The sequence below is a fragment of the Nonomuraea antri genome (assembly GCF_013283785.1).
Lineage (GTDB): Bacteria > Actinomycetota > Actinomycetes > Streptosporangiales > Streptosporangiaceae > Nonomuraea > Nonomuraea antri.
This window is the reverse complement of sequence record NZ_JABCPZ010000035.1, coordinates 32,460-50,464: the sequence shown is the minus strand read 5'-3', so window position 1 is coordinate 50,464 and position 18,005 is coordinate 32,460. Positions and strand designations below refer to the sequence as shown.

The following is an 18,005-nucleotide window of genomic DNA, read 5'->3' as shown; positions in this document are numbered from 1 at the left end:
CCGGCAGGTTCCGGCAAGCCGGTCATCCCACTGAGCGGGCCTTCTCGATGAGTCCGGCCAGCTCGGTCACCATCGGGTCCTCGACCGCCCCGGCCAGCCTGGTGGCGTGCCTGGCCAGGGTGGGCAGGTCGAGGCCGAACGCCTCCCTGTCTCGCATGTACACGGCGAACGCGGCGACGACCACGTCCACCTGCAGCCGTGGCGGCGCCTGCTCCCACAGCGACTCCGACAGGTCGCCGACCTGCAGGTCCTTGGCCGCCTCAGCGGGGACGCGGGTGTCGGGCTCCTGCCAGCGCACCGAGGCGGCGGCGAGCTGTCCCCTGGCGCCCGGCTTGAGCTTGACGGTGTAGAGCGCGGTGACGGAGTGGCCGGGGCCGATCTCGCCGCCGTCGCGGCTGTCGTCGCGGAACTCCTCGGCGGCCATGGCGCGGTTCTCGTACCCGATGAGCCGGTAGCTCTCGACCACCGACGGGTTGAAGACGACCTGGGCCTTGGCCTCGCGGGCGCGCAGCTCGATGGCGGCGGGCAGCTGGGTGGTGAAGATCTTCTCCGCCTCCTCCTCGCTGCTGACGTAGACGGCCATGCCGTCGCCGTTGTCGGCCAGTTGCTCCATCAGCTCGTCGCCGTACTCCCGGCCGACGCCGACGGTCAGCAGCGCGACCTGGTCGCCCGCGTACTCCTTGACCCGGTCCAGGATCGCCTGCCACTGGGTGCTGCCCTGGTTGGCCAGGCCGTCGGACAGCAGCACGACCCGGTTGGTCGCGGCCGGCCGGAACGCCCTGGACGCCTCCTGGTAGCCCGCCGTCAGGCCGGCTTCGAGGTTGGTCCCGCCGTCGATGCTCAGGTCGTCCACCGCGTCGTGCAGCTCCTGCCTGGCCGTCAGCGGGGTCATCGACAGCAGCAGCTCGGCGTCGTCGCTGAACGCCACGATCGAGACCTGGTCGCCGGGCGCGAGCTGGTCGATCAGCTTGTGCATGGCCTGCTTGACCAGGTTGAGGCGGCCCGGTTCGGCCATCGAGCCGGAGACGTCGACGACGAACGTGAGGTTGGCCGGCCGGCGCGCGGCGCTGTCGGACGCGCGGGTCTGCAGGCCCACCCGCAGCACGGCCTCGCGCGGCGTGTCGAGCTTGGCGCCGTCGAGGTGCACGGTGAATCCGTCGTCGTGCGGCTGCGCGTAGTCCTGCCTGAACGCGTTGACGAACTCCTCCGGCCTGATCTCGCCGGGCGCGGGCCAGCGGCCCTCCTGCAGGGTACGGCGGGCGTAGCCGTACGAGGCGGTGTCCACGTCCAGGGCGAACGTGGAGATCTGGGCCGTGGTCGTGTCCTGTTCGCCGGTCTCCTCGTTCTCAGCGCTCTCGTTCGACTTCGGCTGCTCCTGCGCGCCGGCCGTGGCCGCCGGCTTGGGCGCGGCCCGGTCGGCGCTGCCGCTCGTCGAGCCGCCCGAGCCGCCGCAGGCCGCCAGGGTGAAGAGCGCAATAAGTCCGACACCAGCGGCTATAGGGCGAAATTTCATCGCAACCACCTCCATGCCGTAAGACGGAGTGGGTTATCCGGCGGCCGGGTCGGTGACGTAAGCGAGTACAAACCGCGATCTATGCGTGATCAGTTGTACAAAGCCTGTTATATCCGATAGGCATAACTGCCGTGCGCGTCTATTTGGGCCTGGCCGCAAAGCGGCACACCGTCCCGACCCGTGTCCTCGACCGGGTCAGATCCGTTATGGAATCCGCCTTCCCGGTGCCCGCCGAGGTGATCCGCGGCCGCGAATGGCACGGCCGCGGCGTCTCACTCTTCTCCTGGACGAACGAGCCCGACGACTCACGTCAGCCCGAGTTGATCAAGGAGTACGACGGCCGGGTCATCGGCGTGAACGGCCATCTGGCCGATCCGCGCGACGTCACCCTGCTTCCCGGCGAGGCGGTCGGCGGCTGTTTCTCCGCCTGGATCGCCCGCGACGGCGAGCTGGCCGCGAGCACCGCGATCAACCGCGTGTGCCCCGTCTTCTACGCCGAGACCCCGGACGTGCACGTCGTCGGCAGCCGGGCGCTGCTCGTGCACCTGGCCGCCCAGTCCGTGGACCGGATCGACCACGACGTCCTGGCCCTGCAGACGATGATCAGGCAAGGCTTCTTCCTCTCGGACGAGACGCCCTACCTGGGCGTGTCGGCGCTGCGTCCCAGCTCGCTGCTGCGGGTGGTCGACGGCGAGCGCACGATCACCGAGACCCCGCTGCCGAAGGCCGACCCCATGCCCGAATCCGGACGGCGCAAGCGCGCGGCGATCGACGAGCTCGCGGACGCGCTGGTCGCCACCGTGGCGCCGCTGCGCGGCCTGGGCGAGCCGGTGAACCTGGCGCTGACCGGCGGCCGCGACACCAGGATCCTGGCCGCGCTGCTGCACGCGGCGCAGGTGCCGTTCCGGGTGACCACGAACGGCCTCGACACCCACCCCGACGTCATCATCGCCCGCCGCATCGCGGAGAAGCTGCGGGTCGAGCACACGGTCATCGCGCCGCCGCAGACCGCCGAGAAGGACGCGGTGCTGGTGGAGCACCCGCTGAGCCGGGCCTGGGAGACGCTGCGCACCTGCGAGGGCATGACCTCGGCCTACGAGACGATCGTGAGCTACCTGCCCTACTCCGGCAAGCCCACCATGTCCGGGCAGAGCGGCGAGACGCTGCGGGCCGGCAGCCTGAACCTGCTGCAGACCGATCTCGGCGACAAGGCGCTGCTGCGCCGGATCACCACCACGTTCGTCAAGGACGAGAAGCTGTTCACCGCCGCGGCCAACGAGCACGCGCGGGAGCTGGCCAGGCCGTGGCAGGCCCGCGAGAACCGGCTGGAGGCGCTGGATCACATCTACATCTGGTACAAGGTCGGCCGCTGGCAGGCCAGTGCCAGGGCCGGGGCGCTGCGCCGGGGCGATCCGGTGCGGCCGTTCCTGGACAACCGGGTGGCGCGGGCGGCGTTGAGTCTGGATCAGGGCTGGCGGCTCTCCGAAGAAGTGATTTATTCGCTTATTTTGCGATTCGCCCCGCAGTTGCGTGACGTCCCGATCGAAGGGAAGCCGTGGCGGTTCGCCGAGGGGCTGAAGAAGCGCTGGCCCTGGTCGCACGTGCCGGCCGGGCACCTGCCGACGGTCAAGACCGGCGGCGGCTGGAGCTGGCGCACCAGCCCGGGTCCCGCGCTCACGGACGTCCTGCGCGAGCAGGTGCTCGGCAGCCTCGACGCGCTCACCCCGATCGTGAATCCGGACGAGGTCCGCGCCCTGTTCGCCGACCCGGTGGTCAAGAAGCCCGCCCTGGCCTGGCACCTGTACACCGTGAGCACGCTGCTGACCGGGCTGTATCCGGGCAAGCGGCCGGAGGGCCTGGAGGAGATCACGGTCTCCCGTCCTTCGGCCTGAGTCAGGCCCGCGCGGGCGCCAGCGCGGCGTTCTCTGCCCTGATCCTGATCGTCAGCAGGGCCGCGTTCACCAGCGTGAACGCCAGCGCGGTCAGCCAGGCCGTGTGCACCAGCGGCAGCGCGACGCCCTCTGCGACGACGGCCACGTAGTTCGGGTGCCGCAGCCACCGGTAGGGCCCGGCGTGCACCAGCGGGATCCCGGGCACGACGACGATCCTGGTGTTCCACTGCCGTCCCAGCGTGGCGATGCACCACCAGCGCAGGCCCTGGGCCAGCAGCACCAGCGCGAGCATCGGCCAGCCGAGCGCCGGCACGAACGGCCGGTGCAGCAGCCACACCTCCGCGGGCGCCGCCGCCAGCAGCCCCACGTGCGCCGCGACGATCCACGGATAGTGCCCACGCCCGTGCTCCACGCCGCCCGCCGACCTGGCCCAGGCCAGGTTGCGCCGGGCCACGACCAGTTCGGCCAGCCGTTCCAGCACGACCAGCCCGATCAGGACCGTGTAGGCGATCACCAGTGCAACAGCAGCAATTCGGCGGAGAACCCGGGGCCCAGCGCCAGCAGCACGGCCGGCTGCTCGGCCCGGCCGCGCGTCTGCTGCAGGACGTGCAGCACCGAGACCGACGACAGGTTCCCGTACTGCCGCAGCGACGCCCACGTCACGTCGAGCGCCTGGGGCGGCAGGCCCAGCGTCTCGACGATCTTGTCGATGACCTTGGGACCCCCGGGATGGCAGACCCAGGTGGCCACCTGGTCGGGCATCAGCCCGTAGTCGGCCAGGAACGCCTTGATGTCGGGCGCCAGCACCTCCTCGACGAAACCGGTCAGGTCGCGGTCGAGCACGATGCGGAAGCCGTGCTCGCCGACCTCCCAGCCCATCAGGTGCTCGGTGTCGGGATAGAGCCTGCTGCGGGTGGCGACCACCTCGGGGCCCTTGCCCCGCCCGGTCGCCACGACGGCCGCCGCGCCGTCGCCGAACAGCCCGCTGGCCACCAGGTTGGCGATCGAGGTGTCGTCGCGCTGCACGGTCAGCGAGCACAGCTCCACGCACACCAGCACCGCCACGTGATCGGGCCAGCCGCGCAGGTAGTCGTGCAGGCGCGAGAGCCCGGACGCGCCCGCCGCGCAGCCCAGCCCGAACACCGGCACCCGTTTGACGTCCGTGCGCAGCCCCACCCGCTGGGCCAGCCTGGCGTCCAGTGACGGCGTGGCCAGGCCGGTGGTGGAGCAGAACAGCAGGTGGTCCACCTTCTCCGGCGGCACGCCCGCCTTGTCGAGCGCGCCTCTGAGCGCCTGTTCCCCCAGGTCCAAGGCGATTTCGGCGTAAGCGGCGTTGGCCCGGCCGAAGGAGTCGAGCTTGGTGTAGTCCGCCAGCGGGAGCGCCAGGTTCCGGCCTTCCACGCCCGTGGCCGTGTGGAACCGCCGGAGCAGTTCCTCGTCGGCGTCGGTCAGCCGGGAGAACGCTTCGGTGATCTCCGCTTGCTCATAGCGGTGATCGGGCAAAACGGTCTGTACCCCCGATATGTGCATACATGTCTCCTGCCGCTGAGAGGGCCCGGCTAACATGCGTTCATGCTCCTGCCCGTGCCGTCCCGGCTGCCCGTGGTCGCCGTCCTGGCCTTCGACGGCATGGCGCCGTTCGAGCTCGGCTGCGTGGTGGAGATCTTCGGGTTGTCCCGTCCCGAGGTGGACGTGCCCTGGTACGACCTCAAGGTGTGCGCCGAGACGCCGGAGCCGCTGCGCGCGGTGGGCGGATTCACCCTCCAGGCACAGCACGGCCTCGACGTGCTCGCCGCCGCCGACACGGTGATCGTGCCCGGCGTCGCCGACGTGCGCGGGCCCGTCTCGGCCGAGCTGGTGGCCGCGCTGCGGCAGGCGCACGCGCGCGGCGCGCGGCTGGTGTCGATCTGCTCCGGCGCGTTCGCGCTGGCCGCCGCCGGCCTGCTCGACGGCCGCGAGGCCACCACCCACTGGAAGTACGCCGACCTGCTCCAGCACCGCTTCCCCGAGGTGCGCGTCAACGCCGAGGTGCTGTACGTGGACGACGGCGACGTGCTGACCAGCGCGGGCAGCGCCGCCGGGCTCGACCTGCTGCTCCACCTGATACGCAACGACCACGGCGCGAACGTGGCCAACACCGTGGCCCGCCGCCTGGTCATCCCGCCGCACCGGGAGGGCGGCCAGGCCCAGTTCATCCAGGCCGCGGTCACGCCCGTGACCGACGACGACGCGGTGACCAGGGCGATGGGGTGGGCGCTCGGCCACCTGGCCGAGCCGATCACGGTGGCCGACCTGGCCAGGGTGGCGTGCATGTCGGAGCGCTCGTTCATCAGGCACTTCAAGCGGCAGACCGGCACCAGCCCGCTCAAGTGGGTGATCTCGCAGCGGGTGGCGGCCAGCCTGCCGATGCTGGAGTCGACGGCCGCGCCCGTGGAGGAGATCGGGGCGGCGGTCGGCTTCGAGAGCCCGGTGACCTTCCGCCACCACTTCACCAGGACGATGCGCACGTCGCCGTCGGCCTACCGGCGGGCGTTCAGCGCCTGAGCCGCCACAGCGAGGTCACCTCGGCGGTGCGGGCGGCACGCAGCGGGTCGCCGGGGTCATCGGCCTTGGGGTGGCGCGGCCTGGTGTCGAGCCGGTCGACCACCCGCAGCCCGGCGTGCGCGAACGCCGAGGTCAGCTCGCCCCTGGTGCGTAAGCCGAGGCGTTCGGCCAGGTCCGACAGGATCAGCCAGCCCTCGCCGCCCGGCTCCAGATGGTCGGCGAGGCCGCCGATGAAGCCGCGCAGCACGCGCCCGACCGGGTCGTAGACGGCCCGGTCGATCAGCGACGACGGCGTGGCCGGCAGCCAGGGCGGATTGCACACCACCAGCGCGGCCCGGCCGGGCGGGAACAGGTCGGCCCGCATGACCGCGACCCGGCCGGCCAGCCCCAGCCGCTCGACGTTCTCGGCGGCGCAGGCCACGGCGCGTTCGTCGAGGTCGGTGGCGACGATCCGGCGTACGCCGCGCCTGGCCAGCACCGCGGCCAGCACGCCGGTCCCGGTGCCGACGTCGTAGGCCAGCCGGTCGCCGGGCAGCGGGGCGGCGGCCACCAGGTCGACGTATTCGCCGCGGATCGGGGAGAAGACGCCGTGGTGGGGGTGGATCCTGGCGTGGAGCGCGGGCACGTAGACGCCCTTCTTGCGCCATTCGTGCGCGCCGATCACGCCGAGCAGCTCGCGTAACTGCCCGACCGCCGGTTCCGTCGCCGGCCCGTACGCCTCCAGGCACGCCTGCCGCACGTCGGGAGCCCGGGACAGCGGGATCGTGTGCCCGGCGTCGTACGGGATGAGCAACATGCCGAGCGTGCGGGCCCGCTGGGACTGGGCCAGCCGGTGCCGGTGGAAGTCCGCGCCGGGACCGGCCGGTCGGCAGCGGCGGGCCATGCCGCGCAGCAGTTGCTTGGCGTTCTGGAAGTCGCCGCGGTAGAGCAGCCCGGTACCCGCGCAGGCCAGGCGGTAGGCCGTGGCGGCCTTGGTGGTGTCGTCGGCGATGACGACCCGGGCGGGAGGTGGTGCGCCCAGCGCAGTGCGCCAGGCGGCCGAGCGCTCCTGACCCGTCTCGGTCCACTGGATCATCAGACCTAGACCGTTTCACGAACCGGCGCATCCGGCCACCGCTTTGCCGAGATCGGCCACAGATCGTGGTCAGACGAGTACGCCGGGGTTGAGTATCCCGGCCGGGTCCAGCGCCGATTTGGCGGCACGCAGCGCCAGGGCGAAGGGGCCGGGACGCTGGAGGTCGTAGTACGGACGGTGGTCGCGGCCGACGGCGTGATGGTGGGTGATGGTGCCGCCGTGATGCAGGATGAGCTTGGAGACGCGGTCCTTGAGCGCGTCCCACTGGCCGAGCTCCGCGCCCCGGTCCGCGGCCATCAGCACGGTGTAGTACGGCGCCGAGCCGTCGGGGTAGGCGAAGGCCAGGCGGCAGGTGACGGCGGTCTCCGCGGTGATCGCCTCGTGCAGCGCGGGGAAGCGGTCCCAGGTGATCGACGTCTCGAACGTCTCGGCGATCACGCCCAGGCCCGGGTAGGCGTTGCGCAGGTACGGCATCCTGGTGAAGGACGACTTCCAGGTCTGGTCCTCGGTCGCGGCGGCGCCCTGGGCCTGGCGGGGTTGGCCGGCCCGGCCGCCGTGCCCGGCGGTGACGTGCAGGGCCCTGGCCATCAGGTCGTCCACCGGGTGGTCGGCCGACTCGAATCCGACGATCAGCACGGCGTGCCTGCCGTCGCCGCCGCCGGCCAGCGCGGCCTCGCGGGCGTCCAGCAGGCGGCAGTTGGCCGGGTGCAGGCCCGACTGGGCCAGGTCGCGGACGGCGGCCACGCCCGCCGCCCACTCGGCGAACCTGACGGCCACCGACACCTTGTGCACCGGCCGGTCCTGGACCCTGATCCAGGCCCGGGTGATGACGCCGAGCGCGCCTTCCGAGCCGAGCAGCCAGCGGTCCGGCGACGGGCCCGCGCCGGAGCCGGGCAGCCGCCTGGACTCCCACGTCCCGGCCGGGGTGAGGGCGCGCACCGACTCGACCAGGTCGTCGATGTGCGTGTGCAGCGTGGCGAAGTGGCCGCCCGCCCTGGTCGCGATCCAGCCGCCGAGCGTGGAGAACTCGTACGACTGCGGGAAGAAGCGCAGTTGCAGCGCGGGCGGCAGCTGGGCGTTCAGCCGCGGGCCGCGGGCGCCCGCCTGCACGAGCGCGGCCTTGGATACCGGGTCGACCTCCAGCACCCGGTCCATCCTGCTCAGGTCGAGGCAGAGCGCCGGGCCGTCGAAGCGGGCCTCCACTCCCCCGGTCACGCTGGTGCCGCCGCCGCGCGGGATCACCGCCACCCCCTCGGCCGCGGCCCACTCCAGCACGCGCGTGATCTCGTCCTCGTCGCGGGGCAGCGCCACCAGGTCGGGGGCGGACCGGAAGTCGCCGCGGTAGGCCCGGATGAGGTCGCGGTAGGCCTGGCCGTAGGTCCTGACCGCGCGGTCGTGCGGGTCGGCGGTGCAGAACGCCGACCACCCGGCGGGGACGGGGACGCGGGGCTCGCGCAGGCGCACCCGGTCGAAGGGGACCGGCGGCTCCCAGGCGGCCGGGTCGCCCAGGCCGGTGTGGTCGGCGAACAGGCGCGCGACCTCGCGCAACTCCCTCGGGTCTGGCTCCGCGCCCCACGCCCAATGGCTGGCTGCCGTCATACGACGATTGTCAGGGTTCAGAGCCGGTAATCGAAGGTGTAGGAGTGACCTCCGTCGGCCTCGATGACGATCTCCATCTCGCCGCGCAGACCGGCCAGCTCGCCCCGGCCCGAATCAGGCACGACCGTGATCCGCAAGGACTGCTCGCCCTGGTCGCTCACCGCGTTGTGCTGCACGACGAAACTGCCGGAACGGCCGTCGAGCGTGCCCTCGATGCGTTCCATCGCCACGTACGAGCGTGAGGTCTCCACCTCGGTGGTCGCCACGAGCAGGTGCACGACGCTGGTCCCCGTCAGGTCGCCGTGGAAGGTCTTGGACAGGGTGACGTGGCCGATCGAGACGCCCTCGCGGTTCTCGATGGGCGGCTGGGCGTCCCAGTTGGCGGTGTCGAAAGTTCCCTTTGCGGTCATGGGCATCATCGTGCCCGGCGTACCTGTCGGATCACGTCAGGTACCGGCGAGCCGTTCGACGACTGGCGCGAAGTTGTCCAGGAACTGGGCGTTCACCGACACATAGGAGATGCCGAGTTCGTCCCTGCGCCGGCGCAGCACGTCGGCCATCTCGTCGGCGGTTCCGGTCAGCACGCCGGTGGCGTCGGGGCCGATGCTGCCGAGGCGGGCGGTCAGCCAGGCGGGCGGCTCGCCGCCCGCGGCGGCCAGGTTCATGGCCAGCTCCAGCCGCTGGAACCGGTCTCCCGCCAGCTCGTACAGCTCGTCCAGCTTGGCCGCGACCTGGGCCTCGGTGTAGTGCGGCGGGACTCCGATCGCGACCGTGTCGGCCTTCTCCGCGGCGAGCCTGAGCAGCCGGGTCCCGGCGGCGGCGACCAGGATCGGCACGTCCTTGACCGCGTCGATGGTCTCGGCCAGGCGTTCGATGCGCTCGCTCGGGGTGCCGAAGCGCACGCCCAGCACGGCCGCGTCCTGCTCGGCGTCCGGGCGTCCTGCGCCCAGGCCCAGCTCGAACCGGTCGCCGGAGAGCGTGCGCAGCGTCTGGACCTCCCAGGCCACCGCGGCGGGCGTGCGGTTGGGCGCGCTGAGCACGTACGTGCCGACGCGCAGCGTGGTGGTGGCCGAGGCGGCCACGGCCGCGGCGGCGAACGGCGAGAACGTGCCGAGCGTGTCGGGCACCAGCAGCGTGGCGTACCCCAGGCCCTCGGCGCGGCGGGCGAGGCCGGTCCAGGCCTCGGCGGTGGGCGCGTAACCGGCGACGACGCCGAATCTGAACAGGTGATCGGTCATGCCCCTACGATCGGCCAGACGGGGGTCGCGGCACATCGTCCCGTGGGCAGGCGTCCGGCTACGCCGGTGGGCGCAACGCCGCCCGGTGCGCTACTCCGCGGGCGGTATCCGCGGCTACGCGGCGCCGCCTTGCCTCGCGCCGCACCTGCCGCTAGGTTCGTGTGCCGCTGACGGAGGTGCGCCGTGATCTACCTGTACGAGGCCATGGGCCTGGTCACCCTGGTGTTGTGGCTGTACTGCCTGTTCGACGCGATCACCACGCCCGACGAGCTGTGCAGGAACCTGCCCAAGGTGCTCTGGGTGATCATCGTGCTGCTCGCCCCGCTGGTCGGGTCGATCATCTGGCTGGTCGCCGGGCGTCCGCAGCGGCGGCAGGCGGTCACCAGGCCCAGCGCGTTCCCCGAGTACGACCGTCCCGGCCGGTTCGCGGCCACGAATCCGGACGACGACGAGGAGTTCCTGCGGCGCTGCCGCGAGCGTGCCGAGGAGCAGCGCAGGAACGCCCCGAAGCGTCAGGACGACGACCAGCCCTGAGCGGGCCTAGAAGCCCTGGGCCAGCCGGTAGTACGCCTGGTTCCAGCGCAGTTCCTTGGCGAACTGCCTGGCGGTGGTCTCCGCGTCGATGATCAGCAGCTCGACGCCCAGCATGTCGGCCAGGTCGGCCAGCTCCTCGCGGCCCACGGCGGTGGACAGCACGGTGTGGTGCGGCGCGCCGGCGGTCAGCCAGGCCTCGGCCGAGCCGGCCAGGCTGGGCCTGGGCCGCCAGACCGCGCGGGCCACCGGCAGGCTGGGCAGCGGCTGGGGCGGGGCGACCAGGTCGATCTCGTTGGCCACCAGCCGGAACCTGTCGCCCAGGTCGGCCAGCCCGACCACGACCCCGGGCCCGGGCGCCGCGTCGAAGACCAGCCTGACCGGGTCCTCGCGGCCGCCGATGCCCAGCGGGTGGATCTCGCACGTGGGCGTGCCCGCCGCGATGGACGGGCAGACCTCCAGCATGTGCGCGCCGAGAATGAGCTCTTCGCCGGGCGTCAGGTGGTAGGTGTAGTCCTCCATGAACGAGGTGCCGCCGGGCGCCATCGACTTGAGCGTGCGCAGCAGCACCGAGGTCTTCCAGTCGCCCTCGCCGCCGAAGCCGTAGCCGTCGGCCATGAGGCGCTGCACGGCCAGGCCGGGGAGCTGGCGCAGCCCGCCCAGGTCCTCGAAGTTCGTGGTGAACGCGCGGAACCCGCCCGATTCGAGGAAGCCGCGCAGGCCCAGCTCGATCCTGGCCGCGTAACGCAGCGACTCGTGCCGCTCGCCGAGCAGTTCTGGCGTCACCGTGTACAGCTCGGCGTACTCCTTGACCAGGTCGTCCACGTCGGCGTCCGAGGCCGCGTCCACCGCCTCGACCAGGTCGTTGACGCCGTAGGTGTTGACCGAGACGCCGAAGCGCAGCTGCGCCTCGACCTTGTCGCCCTCGGTGACGGCCACGTCGCGCATGTTGTCGCCGAAGCGGGCCAGCTTGAGTGAACGCACCTCGGCCACGCCGCGGGCGGCGCGCGTCCAGGTCAGGACGCGTTCTGCCACCGACGGGTCGCTGACGTGCCCGGCGATGGTCTTGCGCGGCACGCCGAGCCTGGTCTGGATGTGGCCGAACTCGCGGTCGCCGTGCGCGGCCTGGTTGAGGTTCATGAAGTCCATGTCGATGGTGCGCCACGGCAGCTCGACGTTGGCCTGGGTGTGCAGGTGCAGCAGCGGCTTGCGCAGCGCGTCGAGCCCGGCGATCCACATCTTGGCCGGGGAGAACGTGTGCATCCAGGCGATCACGCCGGCGCACGAATCGTCGGCGTTGGCCTCCAGCATGATCCGCCTGATCGCGGCCGCGTCGGTGAGCACCGGCTTCCAGTCGACCTCGATCGGCAGCGCGGCGGCGATGCGCCTGGACTGCTCGGCCACCTGGCGCAGGGTGTCCTCGCCGTACAGCCCCTGGCTGCCGGTCAGAAACCAGATGTTCAACGCGGGCTCCTCTGTCCATAGACGTTCTGGTAGCGGTCGTACAGGCGGTCGATGTCGGCCTGCGGGATCGGCAGCGGCTCGCCGAGCTGCCTGGCCACGTGCACGGTGCGGGCGACGTCCTCGCACATCACCGCAGCCTTGACGGCGGCCCTGGGGTCCTTGCCGATGGTGAAGACGCCGTGGTTGCGCATGAGCACGGCGGGCGAGCGGTGGCCCTTGAGCGTCTCGACGACGCCCTGGCCGATCGAGTCGTCGCCGATCAGCGCGAACGGCCCGACCGGGATCTCGCCGCCGAACTCGTCGGCCATCGCGGTCAGCACGCACGGGATCGGCTCGTCGCGCGAGGCCCAGGCCGAGGCGTAGGTGGAGTGGGTGTGCACCACGCCGCCCACCTCGGGCAGGTTGCGGTAGACGTAGGCGTGCGCGGCTGTGTCGCTGGACGGCGCGTGCTCGCCTTCGACCAGGTTGCCGTCGAGGTCGCAGACCACCATGTGCTCCGGGGTCAGCTCGTCGTAGGACACCCCGGACGGCTTGATCACGAACAGGTCGGCGCCGGGGATCCGGCCGGACACGTTGCCGGCGGTCCAGGCGACCAGGTTGTTGCGTACCAGCTCGGCGTGCAGGTCGCAGACGATCTTCCTCATCGGCCGGCCTCGTTCCTGATCGCGCGCAGGGTGTGCAGCATTCGTCCGTCTCCGAAGAAGTCGTGCAGGGTGCGGTATTCGGCGTAGAGCCGGTCGTAGGCGTCGGCGCGCGCCTGGTCGGGCAGGTACGCGGCCTCGGTGCGCTTGCCCATCGCGGCGGCGGCCGGCTCGATGCCCGGGTAGGCCCCGGCGGCGACGGCGGCGTGGATGGCCGAGCCCAGCGCGGGGCCCTGGTCGGAGCCGATCACCGACAGCGGGCGGCGCAGCACGTCGGCGTAGACCTGCATGAGGAAGCGGTTCTTCAGCAGCCCGCCGGCCACGACGAACTCCTCGACGGGCACGCCGGACCGCTCGAACGTCTCGACGATCATCCGGGCCCCGTACGCGGTGGACTCGATGAGCGCGCGGTAGACGTCCTCGGGCCTGGTGGCCAGGGTCAGGCCGACGATGACGCCGGACAGGTCGTGGTCGACCAGCACCGAGCGGTTGCCGCCGAACCAGTCGAGTGCGACCAGCCCGTGCGCGCCGACCGCCTGCTTCTCGGCCAGGGCGGTCAGTTCCTCGTGCGAGCCGTCGAAGGAGTCGACGAACCAGGCGAAGATGTCGCCCACCGCCGACTGCCCGGCCTCGTAGCCCCACAGTCCGGGCACGATGCCGTCGCGTACGACGCCGCACATGCCGGGCACCTCGGCCAGTCTGTCGCTGGGCATGATGTGGCAGGTGGAGGTGCCCATGATGGCCACCATCCGGCCGGGCCGCACGGCGTCGGCCGCGGCGGCGGTGACGTGCGCGTCGACGTTGCCGACGGCCACCGCGATGCCCTCGGGCAGCTTCGTCCACTCGGCGGCCCGGGCGGTCAGGTGACCGGCCAGGCCGCCGAGCGGCGCGAGTTCCCGGCCGAGCTTGCCGGTGAAACCGGCGAAGGCGGGATCGAGCTCGGCCAGGAAGTCCTCGGACGGGTAAGCGCCGTCCTGAAATATCCCTTTGTATCCGGCGGTGCAGGTGTTGCGGGTCTCGACGCCGGTGAGCTGCCAGACGATCCAGTCCGCAGCCTCGATCCAGCGCTCGGCCCTGGCGTACGTCTCCGGGTCCTCCTCCAGCAGCTGCAGGGCCTTGGCGAACTGCCACTCGGAGGAGATCTTGCCGCCGTACCGCGGCAGCCAGGTCTCGCCGCGGCGGGCGGCCAGCTCGTTGATCCGGTCGGCGTGCGGCTGGGCGGCGTGGTGCTTCCACAGCTTGGGCCAGGCGTGCGGGCGCTCGGGCGTCTCGAAGCACAGCGGCGTGCCTTCGGCGGTGGCGGGCAGCACGGTGCAGGCGGTGAAGTCGGTGCCGACGCCGATCACGTCGGCGGGCGAGATCCCGGCCGCGGCGACCGCGGCGGGCACCGCCAGGCGCAGGACGTCGATCCAGTCCTGCGGCGACTGCAGCGCCCAGTCGGGGCCGAGCCGCACGTCCGTGCCGGGCAGGGTGTGCTCGATGACCCGGTCCGCGTACTCGTGCACGGCACTGCCGAGCTCGGCGCCGTCGGCGACGCGGACGACGACGGCACGCCCGGACAAGGTGCCGAAGTCCACGCCGACCACATATTTGTTAACGTTCACATTCAACTCCAGCGGAATTCTCGAAGCGGGGGCGCGCTCTTCAGCGGGCGGGGGCGGTGCTGGACCTGACGACGAAGCCGGGCGGCACCACCAGGTGTTCCTGCGCGGCCGGACCGGCCTCGAGCTGCCTGAGCAGCACCTGGATGCACTGCCTGCCGAGCGCGGCGAAGTCCTGCCTGACCGTGGTCAGCGGCGGCGAGAAGAACTCGGACTCGGGGATGTCGTCGAAGCCCACGATGCTGATCTGCTCGGGCACCCGCACGCCCTGCTCGCTCAGCGCGCGCAGCACGCCCAGCGCCATCTGGTCGTTGGCCACGAAGACCGCCGTCACGCCGGGCATGGCGGCCAGGGTCTTGCCCGCCTCGTAGCCGGAACGCGGGCTCCAGTCGCCGGGCAGCGGGTCGGGCACCGGACGGCCGGCCGCTTCGAGCACGCCGCGCCAGCCCTCGATCCGGCCCTCGGTCTCCAGCCAGTCGAGCGGCCCGCCGACGTGCCAGACCGTCTCGTGGCCCAGCCCGAGCAGGTGCTCGGTGGCCAGCCTGGCGCCGGCCACCTGGTCGATGCTGACCACCGACATGTCGGCGGTGTGGGTGCCCTCGACGGCCACCACCGGGGTGCCCGAGGGCAGGCTCTCCAGCGCCCGCGCCGCCGAGCGCTGCGGCGCGACCACCACCACGCCGTCGACGCCCTGCTCGGTCAGGTAGCCGACCGCGTCGCGGACGCCGGCCGAGTCGATGGTCTTCAGGCTGACGATGCTGACGAAGTATCCGGCGGTCCTGGCGGCCTGCTCGATGCCGTAGATCGTGCTGGCCGGGCCGTAGAGCGTGGTGTCGAAGCTGACCACGCCCAGCGTGCGCGTGGTCCTGGTGACCAGCGCCCGGGCGACCAGGTTGCGCCGGTAGCCCAGGCGCTTGATCGCGGCCTCGACCCTGGCCCTGGTGTCGGGGCTCACGTTCGGATGGTCGTTGAGCACGCGGGAGACCGTCTGGTGCGACACGCCGGCCTCCCTGGCCACGTCGGCCATGACGGGCTGGCGGTCTCTCGGGGCAGTTCCCACGGTCTCTCCTTCCGGCGTGCTGCCAGGGATGGTAGTGGACTAGCGCGCGGCGCCGGCGCGGCGCTTGGTCCACACGTCGAAGGCCACGGCGGCCAGCAGGACCGCGCCCTTGACCAGCATGACCCGCTCGCTGGGCGAGCCGATCAGTGACATGCCGTTGTTGATCACGGCCATGATCAGGCCGCCGGTGATCGCGCCGGCCACCTTGCCGACGCCGCCCTGCACGGCCGCCCCGCCGATGAACGCGGCGGCGATCGCGTCGAGCTCGAAGCTGTTGCCCGCCGTCGGTCCCGCCTGGTTGAGCCGGCCGGCGAAGATGACGCCGGCCACGGCCGACAGCACGCCCATGTTCACGAAGATCCAGAACACCACGTTCTTGACCTTGACGCCGGACATCACCGCCGCCTGCAGGTTGCCGCCGATGGCGTAGATCTGGCGGCCGAACACCGTGCGGCCGGCCATCAGCGAGTAGGCCAGCACCAGCACCGCCAGCAGCACCAGCACCCACGGCAGGTTCTTGAACCGGGCCAGCTGCACGACCAGGAACAGGATCAGCCCGGCGCCGGCCGCCAGCTTCAGCACGAACAGCGCCATCGGCTCGACGACCTGGCCGTAGCCGGCCCTGGCGGCGCGGGTGCGCCACTGCGCCGAGACCATGCCCGCGATCGCGACCAGGCCGATGAGCAGGCTGAACAGGTCGGCGCCGCCGAGCGGGCCGAGCCCGACGTTGCCGAGGTAGCCGGCGGTGAAGCCGTTGGCCAGCGTACGCACCTGGTCGGGGAACGGGCCGATGCCCTGGTTGCCCAGCACGGTCATGGTGAGCGCGCGGAACAGCAGCATGCCGGCCAGCGTGACGATGAACGCCGGGATGCCGAAGTAGGCGATCCAGTACCCCTGCCAGGCGCCGATGAGCGCGCCGGCGGCCAGCGTGATCAGCAGCGCGAGCGGCCACGGCAGCCCCATGTCCACCATGAGCACCGCGGCCAGCGCCCCGGTGACCGCGACCACCGAGCCCACCGACAGGTCGATGTGCCCGGCGATGATGATCAGGATCATCCCGATCGCCAGGATCAGGACGTAGGAGTTCTGGACGATGATGTTCGAGATGTTCTGCGGCTGGAGCAGCGCGCCGTCGGTGAGCACCGAGAACAGCGCGATGATCAGGGCGAAGGCGATGTAGATGCCGCTGGATCGCAGGTTCAGCGACAGTCCGCCCAGCGACACCCGGCCCGGCTGCCGCGGTTCTCCCGGTCCGTCCTTGGCGGACTGCGCCGCGGCGGGAGTGATGGTGCTCATTTCTGTCCCTTGGTCATGAGGTGCATGAGGCGTTCCTGGGTGGCGTCCGCCCGCGGCAGTTCACCGGTGATGCGGCCTTCGGATAGCGCGTAGATGCGGTCGCACAGGCCGAGCAGCTCGGGCAGCTCCGAGGAGATGACCAGCACCGCCCTGCCCTCGTCGGCCAGGCGGTTGATGATCGTGTAGATCTCGTACTTGGCGCCGACGTCGATGCCACGGGTGGGCTCGTCGAGTATCAGCACGTCGGGCTCGGTGAGGATCCACTTCGACAGCACGACCTTCTGCTGGTTGCCGCCGCTGAGCTTGCCCACCACGCTCGACACGCCGGGCGCCTTGATGTTCATGCTCCTGCGGAAGCCCTCGGCGACCCGGTACTCCTCGTGTTCGTCGACCCAGCCGCGCCTGGCCAGGCCGGACAGCCCGGCCGCCGAGACGTTGCGCTGGATGTCCTCGATCAGGTTGAGCCCGTAGCGCTTGCGGTCCTCGGTGGCGTAGGCGAGTCCGTGCCTGATCGCGTCCTGGACGGTGCGGATCTCGATCGGCTCGCCGTCCTTGAACACCTTGCCCGAGATGTTGACCCCGTACGTCCGGCCGAACAGGCTCATCGCCAGCTCGGTGCGCCCGGCGCCCATCAGCCCGGCCAGGCCGACGATCTCACCCCGGCGCAGGGTGAGCGCGGCGCCGTCGACCACCTTGCGTCCCGGCTGGACGGGGCTGTGCACGGTCCAGTCCTCGATGCGCAGCACCTCAGCGCCGATCGTCGGCTCGTGCGGCGGGAACCGGTTGTCCAGGGCCCGGCCGACCATGCCGGCGATGATGCGGTCCTCGCCGACGTCCTCGGTGCGCAGGTCGAGCGTCTCGATCGTGCGGCCGTCGCGGATGATGGTGACCGAGTCGGAGATCGCGGTGACCTCGTTGAGCTTGTGCGAGATGATCACGCAGGTGATGCCCTCGTCGCGCAGGCCGCGCAGCAGGTCGAGCAGGTGGGCCGAGTCGTCGTCGTTGAGCGCGGCGGTCGGCTCGTCCAGGATGAGGAGCTTGACCTCCTTCGACAGCGCCTTGGCGATCTCGACGAGCTGCTGCTTGCCCACGCCGAGGTCCGAGACCGTGGTGGTCGGGTTCTCGCGCAGGCCGACCCGCTTCATCAACTCGGCGGCCTCGTAGTTGGTGCGGTTCCAGTCGATGAAGCCGCGTCTGGCCCGCTCGTTGCCGAGGAAGATGTTCTCCGCGATCGACAGTTGCGGGCTGAGCGCCAGCTCCTGGTGGATGATGACGATCCCGGCCCGCTCGCTGTCGCGGATGCCGCCGAACTCGCCGCGCCGGCCGTCGAAGTGGATCTCGCCGTCGTAGCTACCGTGCGGATACACGCCGGACAGCACCTTCATCAGCGTCGACTTGCCCGCGCCGTTCTCGCCGCAGATCGCGTGGATCTCGCCGCGGCGCACGGACAGGGTGACGTCCTGCAGCGCCTTGACGCCCGGGAACGTCTTGGTGATCCCGCTCATCCGCAGGATGTGCTCGGTCATTGACTCCAGCCCCTCAGCCCGCAGC

At 71.5% G+C, this 18,005-nt stretch carries 16 protein-coding genes; 3 read left to right on the top strand and 13 right to left on the bottom strand.

Annotated elements, in window-relative coordinates:
• Positions 1 to 22: 22 nt before the first annotated feature.
• Positions 23 to 1,513, bottom strand: a complete 1,491-nt coding sequence (locus HII36_RS14520) for a vWA domain-containing protein (RefSeq protein WP_173523678.1) — start codon at positions 1,511 to 1,513, stop codon at positions 23 to 25.
• 206 nt (positions 1,514 to 1,719) lie between these two features.
• On the opposite strand from HII36_RS14520, the gene HII36_RS14515 reads away from it, so the two are divergent.
• Positions 1,720 to 3,405: an asparagine synthase-related protein gene (locus HII36_RS14515; protein ID WP_236003496.1), complete on the top strand. Its 1,686-nt coding sequence runs from the start codon at positions 1,720 to 1,722 to the stop codon at positions 3,403 to 3,405.
• A 1-nt stretch (position 3,406) separates the two neighbouring features.
• Here the strand turns inward: HII36_RS14515 and HII36_RS14510 are convergent, their stop codons facing one another.
• Both HII36_RS14510 and HII36_RS14505 read right to left on the bottom strand, forming a co-directional pair.
• On the bottom strand, positions 3,407 to 3,919 hold the full coding sequence (locus HII36_RS14510) for an isoprenylcysteine carboxyl methyltransferase family protein (protein ID WP_173523677.1): 513 nt from the start codon (positions 3,917 to 3,919) through the stop codon (positions 3,407 to 3,409).
• Positions 3,916 to 4,971 carry a type III polyketide synthase gene (locus HII36_RS14505; RefSeq protein WP_268959516.1) on the bottom strand — a complete coding sequence of 352 codons (1,056 nt, stop codon included), beginning with the start codon at positions 4,969 to 4,971 and terminating at the stop codon, positions 3,916 to 3,918. The genes HII36_RS14510 and HII36_RS14505 overlap by 4 nt, the downstream gene beginning before the upstream one ends.
• Before the next feature lie 6 nt (positions 4,972 to 4,977).
• Here HII36_RS14505 and ftrA point away from each other — a divergent pair, with 6 nt between their 5' ends.
• Complete coding sequence (gene ftrA / locus HII36_RS14500) at positions 4,978 to 5,949, top strand: transcriptional regulator FtrA (protein WP_173523675.1); 972 nt, start codon at positions 4,978 to 4,980, stop codon at positions 5,947 to 5,949.
• Here the strand turns inward: ftrA and HII36_RS14495 are convergent.
• From HII36_RS14495 to HII36_RS14480, 4 genes are all read right to left on the bottom strand, one after another.
• Complete coding sequence (locus HII36_RS14495) at positions 5,939 to 7,024, bottom strand: methyltransferase (RefSeq protein WP_173523674.1); 1,086 nt, start codon at positions 7,022 to 7,024, stop codon at positions 5,939 to 5,941. The genes ftrA and HII36_RS14495 overlap by 11 nt on opposite strands.
• 69 nt (positions 7,025 to 7,093) lie before the next feature.
• Entirely contained in the window at positions 7,094 to 8,623 is a 1,530-nt protein-coding gene (locus tag HII36_RS14490) for an FAD-binding oxidoreductase (protein ID WP_173523673.1), read from the bottom strand.
• 17 nt (positions 8,624 to 8,640) lie between these two features.
• On the bottom strand, positions 8,641 to 9,033 hold the full coding sequence (locus tag HII36_RS14485; protein ID WP_236003495.1) for a DUF3224 domain-containing protein: 393 nt from the start codon (positions 9,031 to 9,033) through the stop codon (positions 8,641 to 8,643).
• 36 nt (positions 9,034 to 9,069) lie between these two features.
• Positions 9,070 to 9,861 carry an LLM class flavin-dependent oxidoreductase gene (locus tag HII36_RS14480; protein WP_173523671.1) on the bottom strand — a complete coding sequence of 264 codons (792 nt, stop codon included), beginning with the start codon at positions 9,859 to 9,861 and terminating at the stop codon, positions 9,070 to 9,072.
• A gap of 183 nt (positions 9,862 to 10,044) precedes the next feature.
• Here HII36_RS14480 and HII36_RS14475 point away from each other — a divergent pair, with 183 nt between their 5' ends.
• Complete coding sequence (locus HII36_RS14475; RefSeq protein ID WP_328807712.1) at positions 10,045 to 10,395, top strand: PLD nuclease N-terminal domain-containing protein; 351 nt, start codon at positions 10,045 to 10,047, stop codon at positions 10,393 to 10,395.
• Between the two features lie 6 nt (positions 10,396 to 10,401).
• On the opposite strand, the gene araA is transcribed toward HII36_RS14475, so the two are convergent.
• The 6 genes from araA to mmsA all read right to left on the bottom strand — a co-directional run bounded on the left by araA (position 10,402) and on the right by mmsA (position 17,980).
• Positions 10,402 to 11,856 (bottom strand): L-arabinose isomerase, encoded by a 1,455-nt coding sequence (gene araA / locus HII36_RS14470; RefSeq protein WP_173523670.1) that lies wholly within the window; start codon positions 11,854 to 11,856, stop codon positions 10,402 to 10,404.
• Positions 11,853 to 12,500 carry an L-ribulose-5-phosphate 4-epimerase gene (locus HII36_RS14465; RefSeq protein WP_173523669.1) on the bottom strand — a complete coding sequence of 216 codons (648 nt, stop codon included), beginning with the start codon at positions 12,498 to 12,500 and terminating at the stop codon, positions 11,853 to 11,855. The genes araA and HII36_RS14465 overlap by 4 nt, the downstream gene beginning before the upstream one ends.
• Entirely contained in the window at positions 12,497 to 14,083 is a 1,587-nt protein-coding gene (araB, locus tag HII36_RS14460; protein ID WP_328807714.1) for a ribulokinase, read from the bottom strand. The genes HII36_RS14465 and araB overlap by 4 nt, the downstream gene beginning before the upstream one ends.
• Positions 14,084 to 14,141: 58 nt before the next feature.
• Positions 14,142 to 15,125, bottom strand: a complete 984-nt coding sequence (locus tag HII36_RS14455; protein WP_173523700.1) for a LacI family DNA-binding transcriptional regulator — start codon at positions 15,123 to 15,125, stop codon at positions 14,142 to 14,144.
• 72 nt (positions 15,126 to 15,197) lie between these two features.
• Positions 15,198 to 16,454 carry a multiple monosaccharide ABC transporter permease gene (gene mmsB, locus HII36_RS14450; RefSeq protein WP_217369517.1) on the bottom strand — a complete coding sequence of 419 codons (1,257 nt, stop codon included), beginning with the start codon at positions 16,452 to 16,454 and terminating at the stop codon, positions 15,198 to 15,200.
• A complete protein-coding gene (gene mmsA, locus HII36_RS14445) occupies positions 16,451 to 17,980 on the bottom strand; it encodes a multiple monosaccharide ABC transporter ATP-binding protein (RefSeq protein WP_173523667.1) in 1,530 nt (509 codons plus the stop codon). The genes mmsB and mmsA overlap by 4 nt, the downstream gene beginning before the upstream one ends.
• Positions 17,981 to 18,005 lie beyond the last annotated feature (25 nt).

Coding starts and splice junctions, on each gene's coding strand:
- HII36_RS14520 (WP_173523678.1), bottom strand. CDS start 1,513: ATGAAATTTCGCCCTATAGCCGCTGGTGTCGGACTTATTGCGCTCTTC.
- HII36_RS14515 (WP_236003496.1), top strand. CDS start 1,720: ATGGAATCCGCCTTCCCGGTGCCCGCCGAGGTGATCCGCGGCCGCGAA.
- HII36_RS14505 (WP_268959516.1), bottom strand. CDS start 4,971: ATGTTAGCCGGGCCCTCTCAGCGGCAGGAGACATGTATGCACATATCG.
- ftrA (WP_173523675.1), top strand. CDS start 4,978: ATGCTCCTGCCCGTGCCGTCCCGGCTGCCCGTGGTCGCCGTCCTGGCC.
- HII36_RS14495 (WP_173523674.1), bottom strand. CDS start 7,024: ATGATCCAGTGGACCGAGACGGGTCAGGAGCGCTCGGCCGCCTGGCGC.
- HII36_RS14490 (WP_173523673.1), bottom strand. CDS start 8,623: ATGACGGCAGCCAGCCATTGGGCGTGGGGCGCGGAGCCAGACCCGAGG.
- HII36_RS14485 (WP_236003495.1), bottom strand. CDS start 9,033: ATGACCGCAAAGGGAACTTTCGACACCGCCAACTGGGACGCCCAGCCG.
- HII36_RS14480 (WP_173523671.1), bottom strand. CDS start 9,861: ATGACCGATCACCTGTTCAGATTCGGCGTCGTCGCCGGTTACGCGCCC.
- HII36_RS14465 (WP_173523669.1), bottom strand. CDS start 12,500: ATGAGGAAGATCGTCTGCGACCTGCACGCCGAGCTGGTACGCAACAAC.
- HII36_RS14455 (WP_173523700.1), bottom strand. CDS start 15,125: ATGGCCGACGTGGCCAGGGAGGCCGGCGTGTCGCACCAGACGGTCTCC.
- mmsB (WP_217369517.1), bottom strand. CDS start 16,454: ATGAGCACCATCACTCCCGCCGCGGCGCAGTCCGCCAAGGACGGACCG.
- mmsA (WP_173523667.1), bottom strand. CDS start 17,980: ATGACCGAGCACATCCTGCGGATGAGCGGGATCACCAAGACGTTCCCG.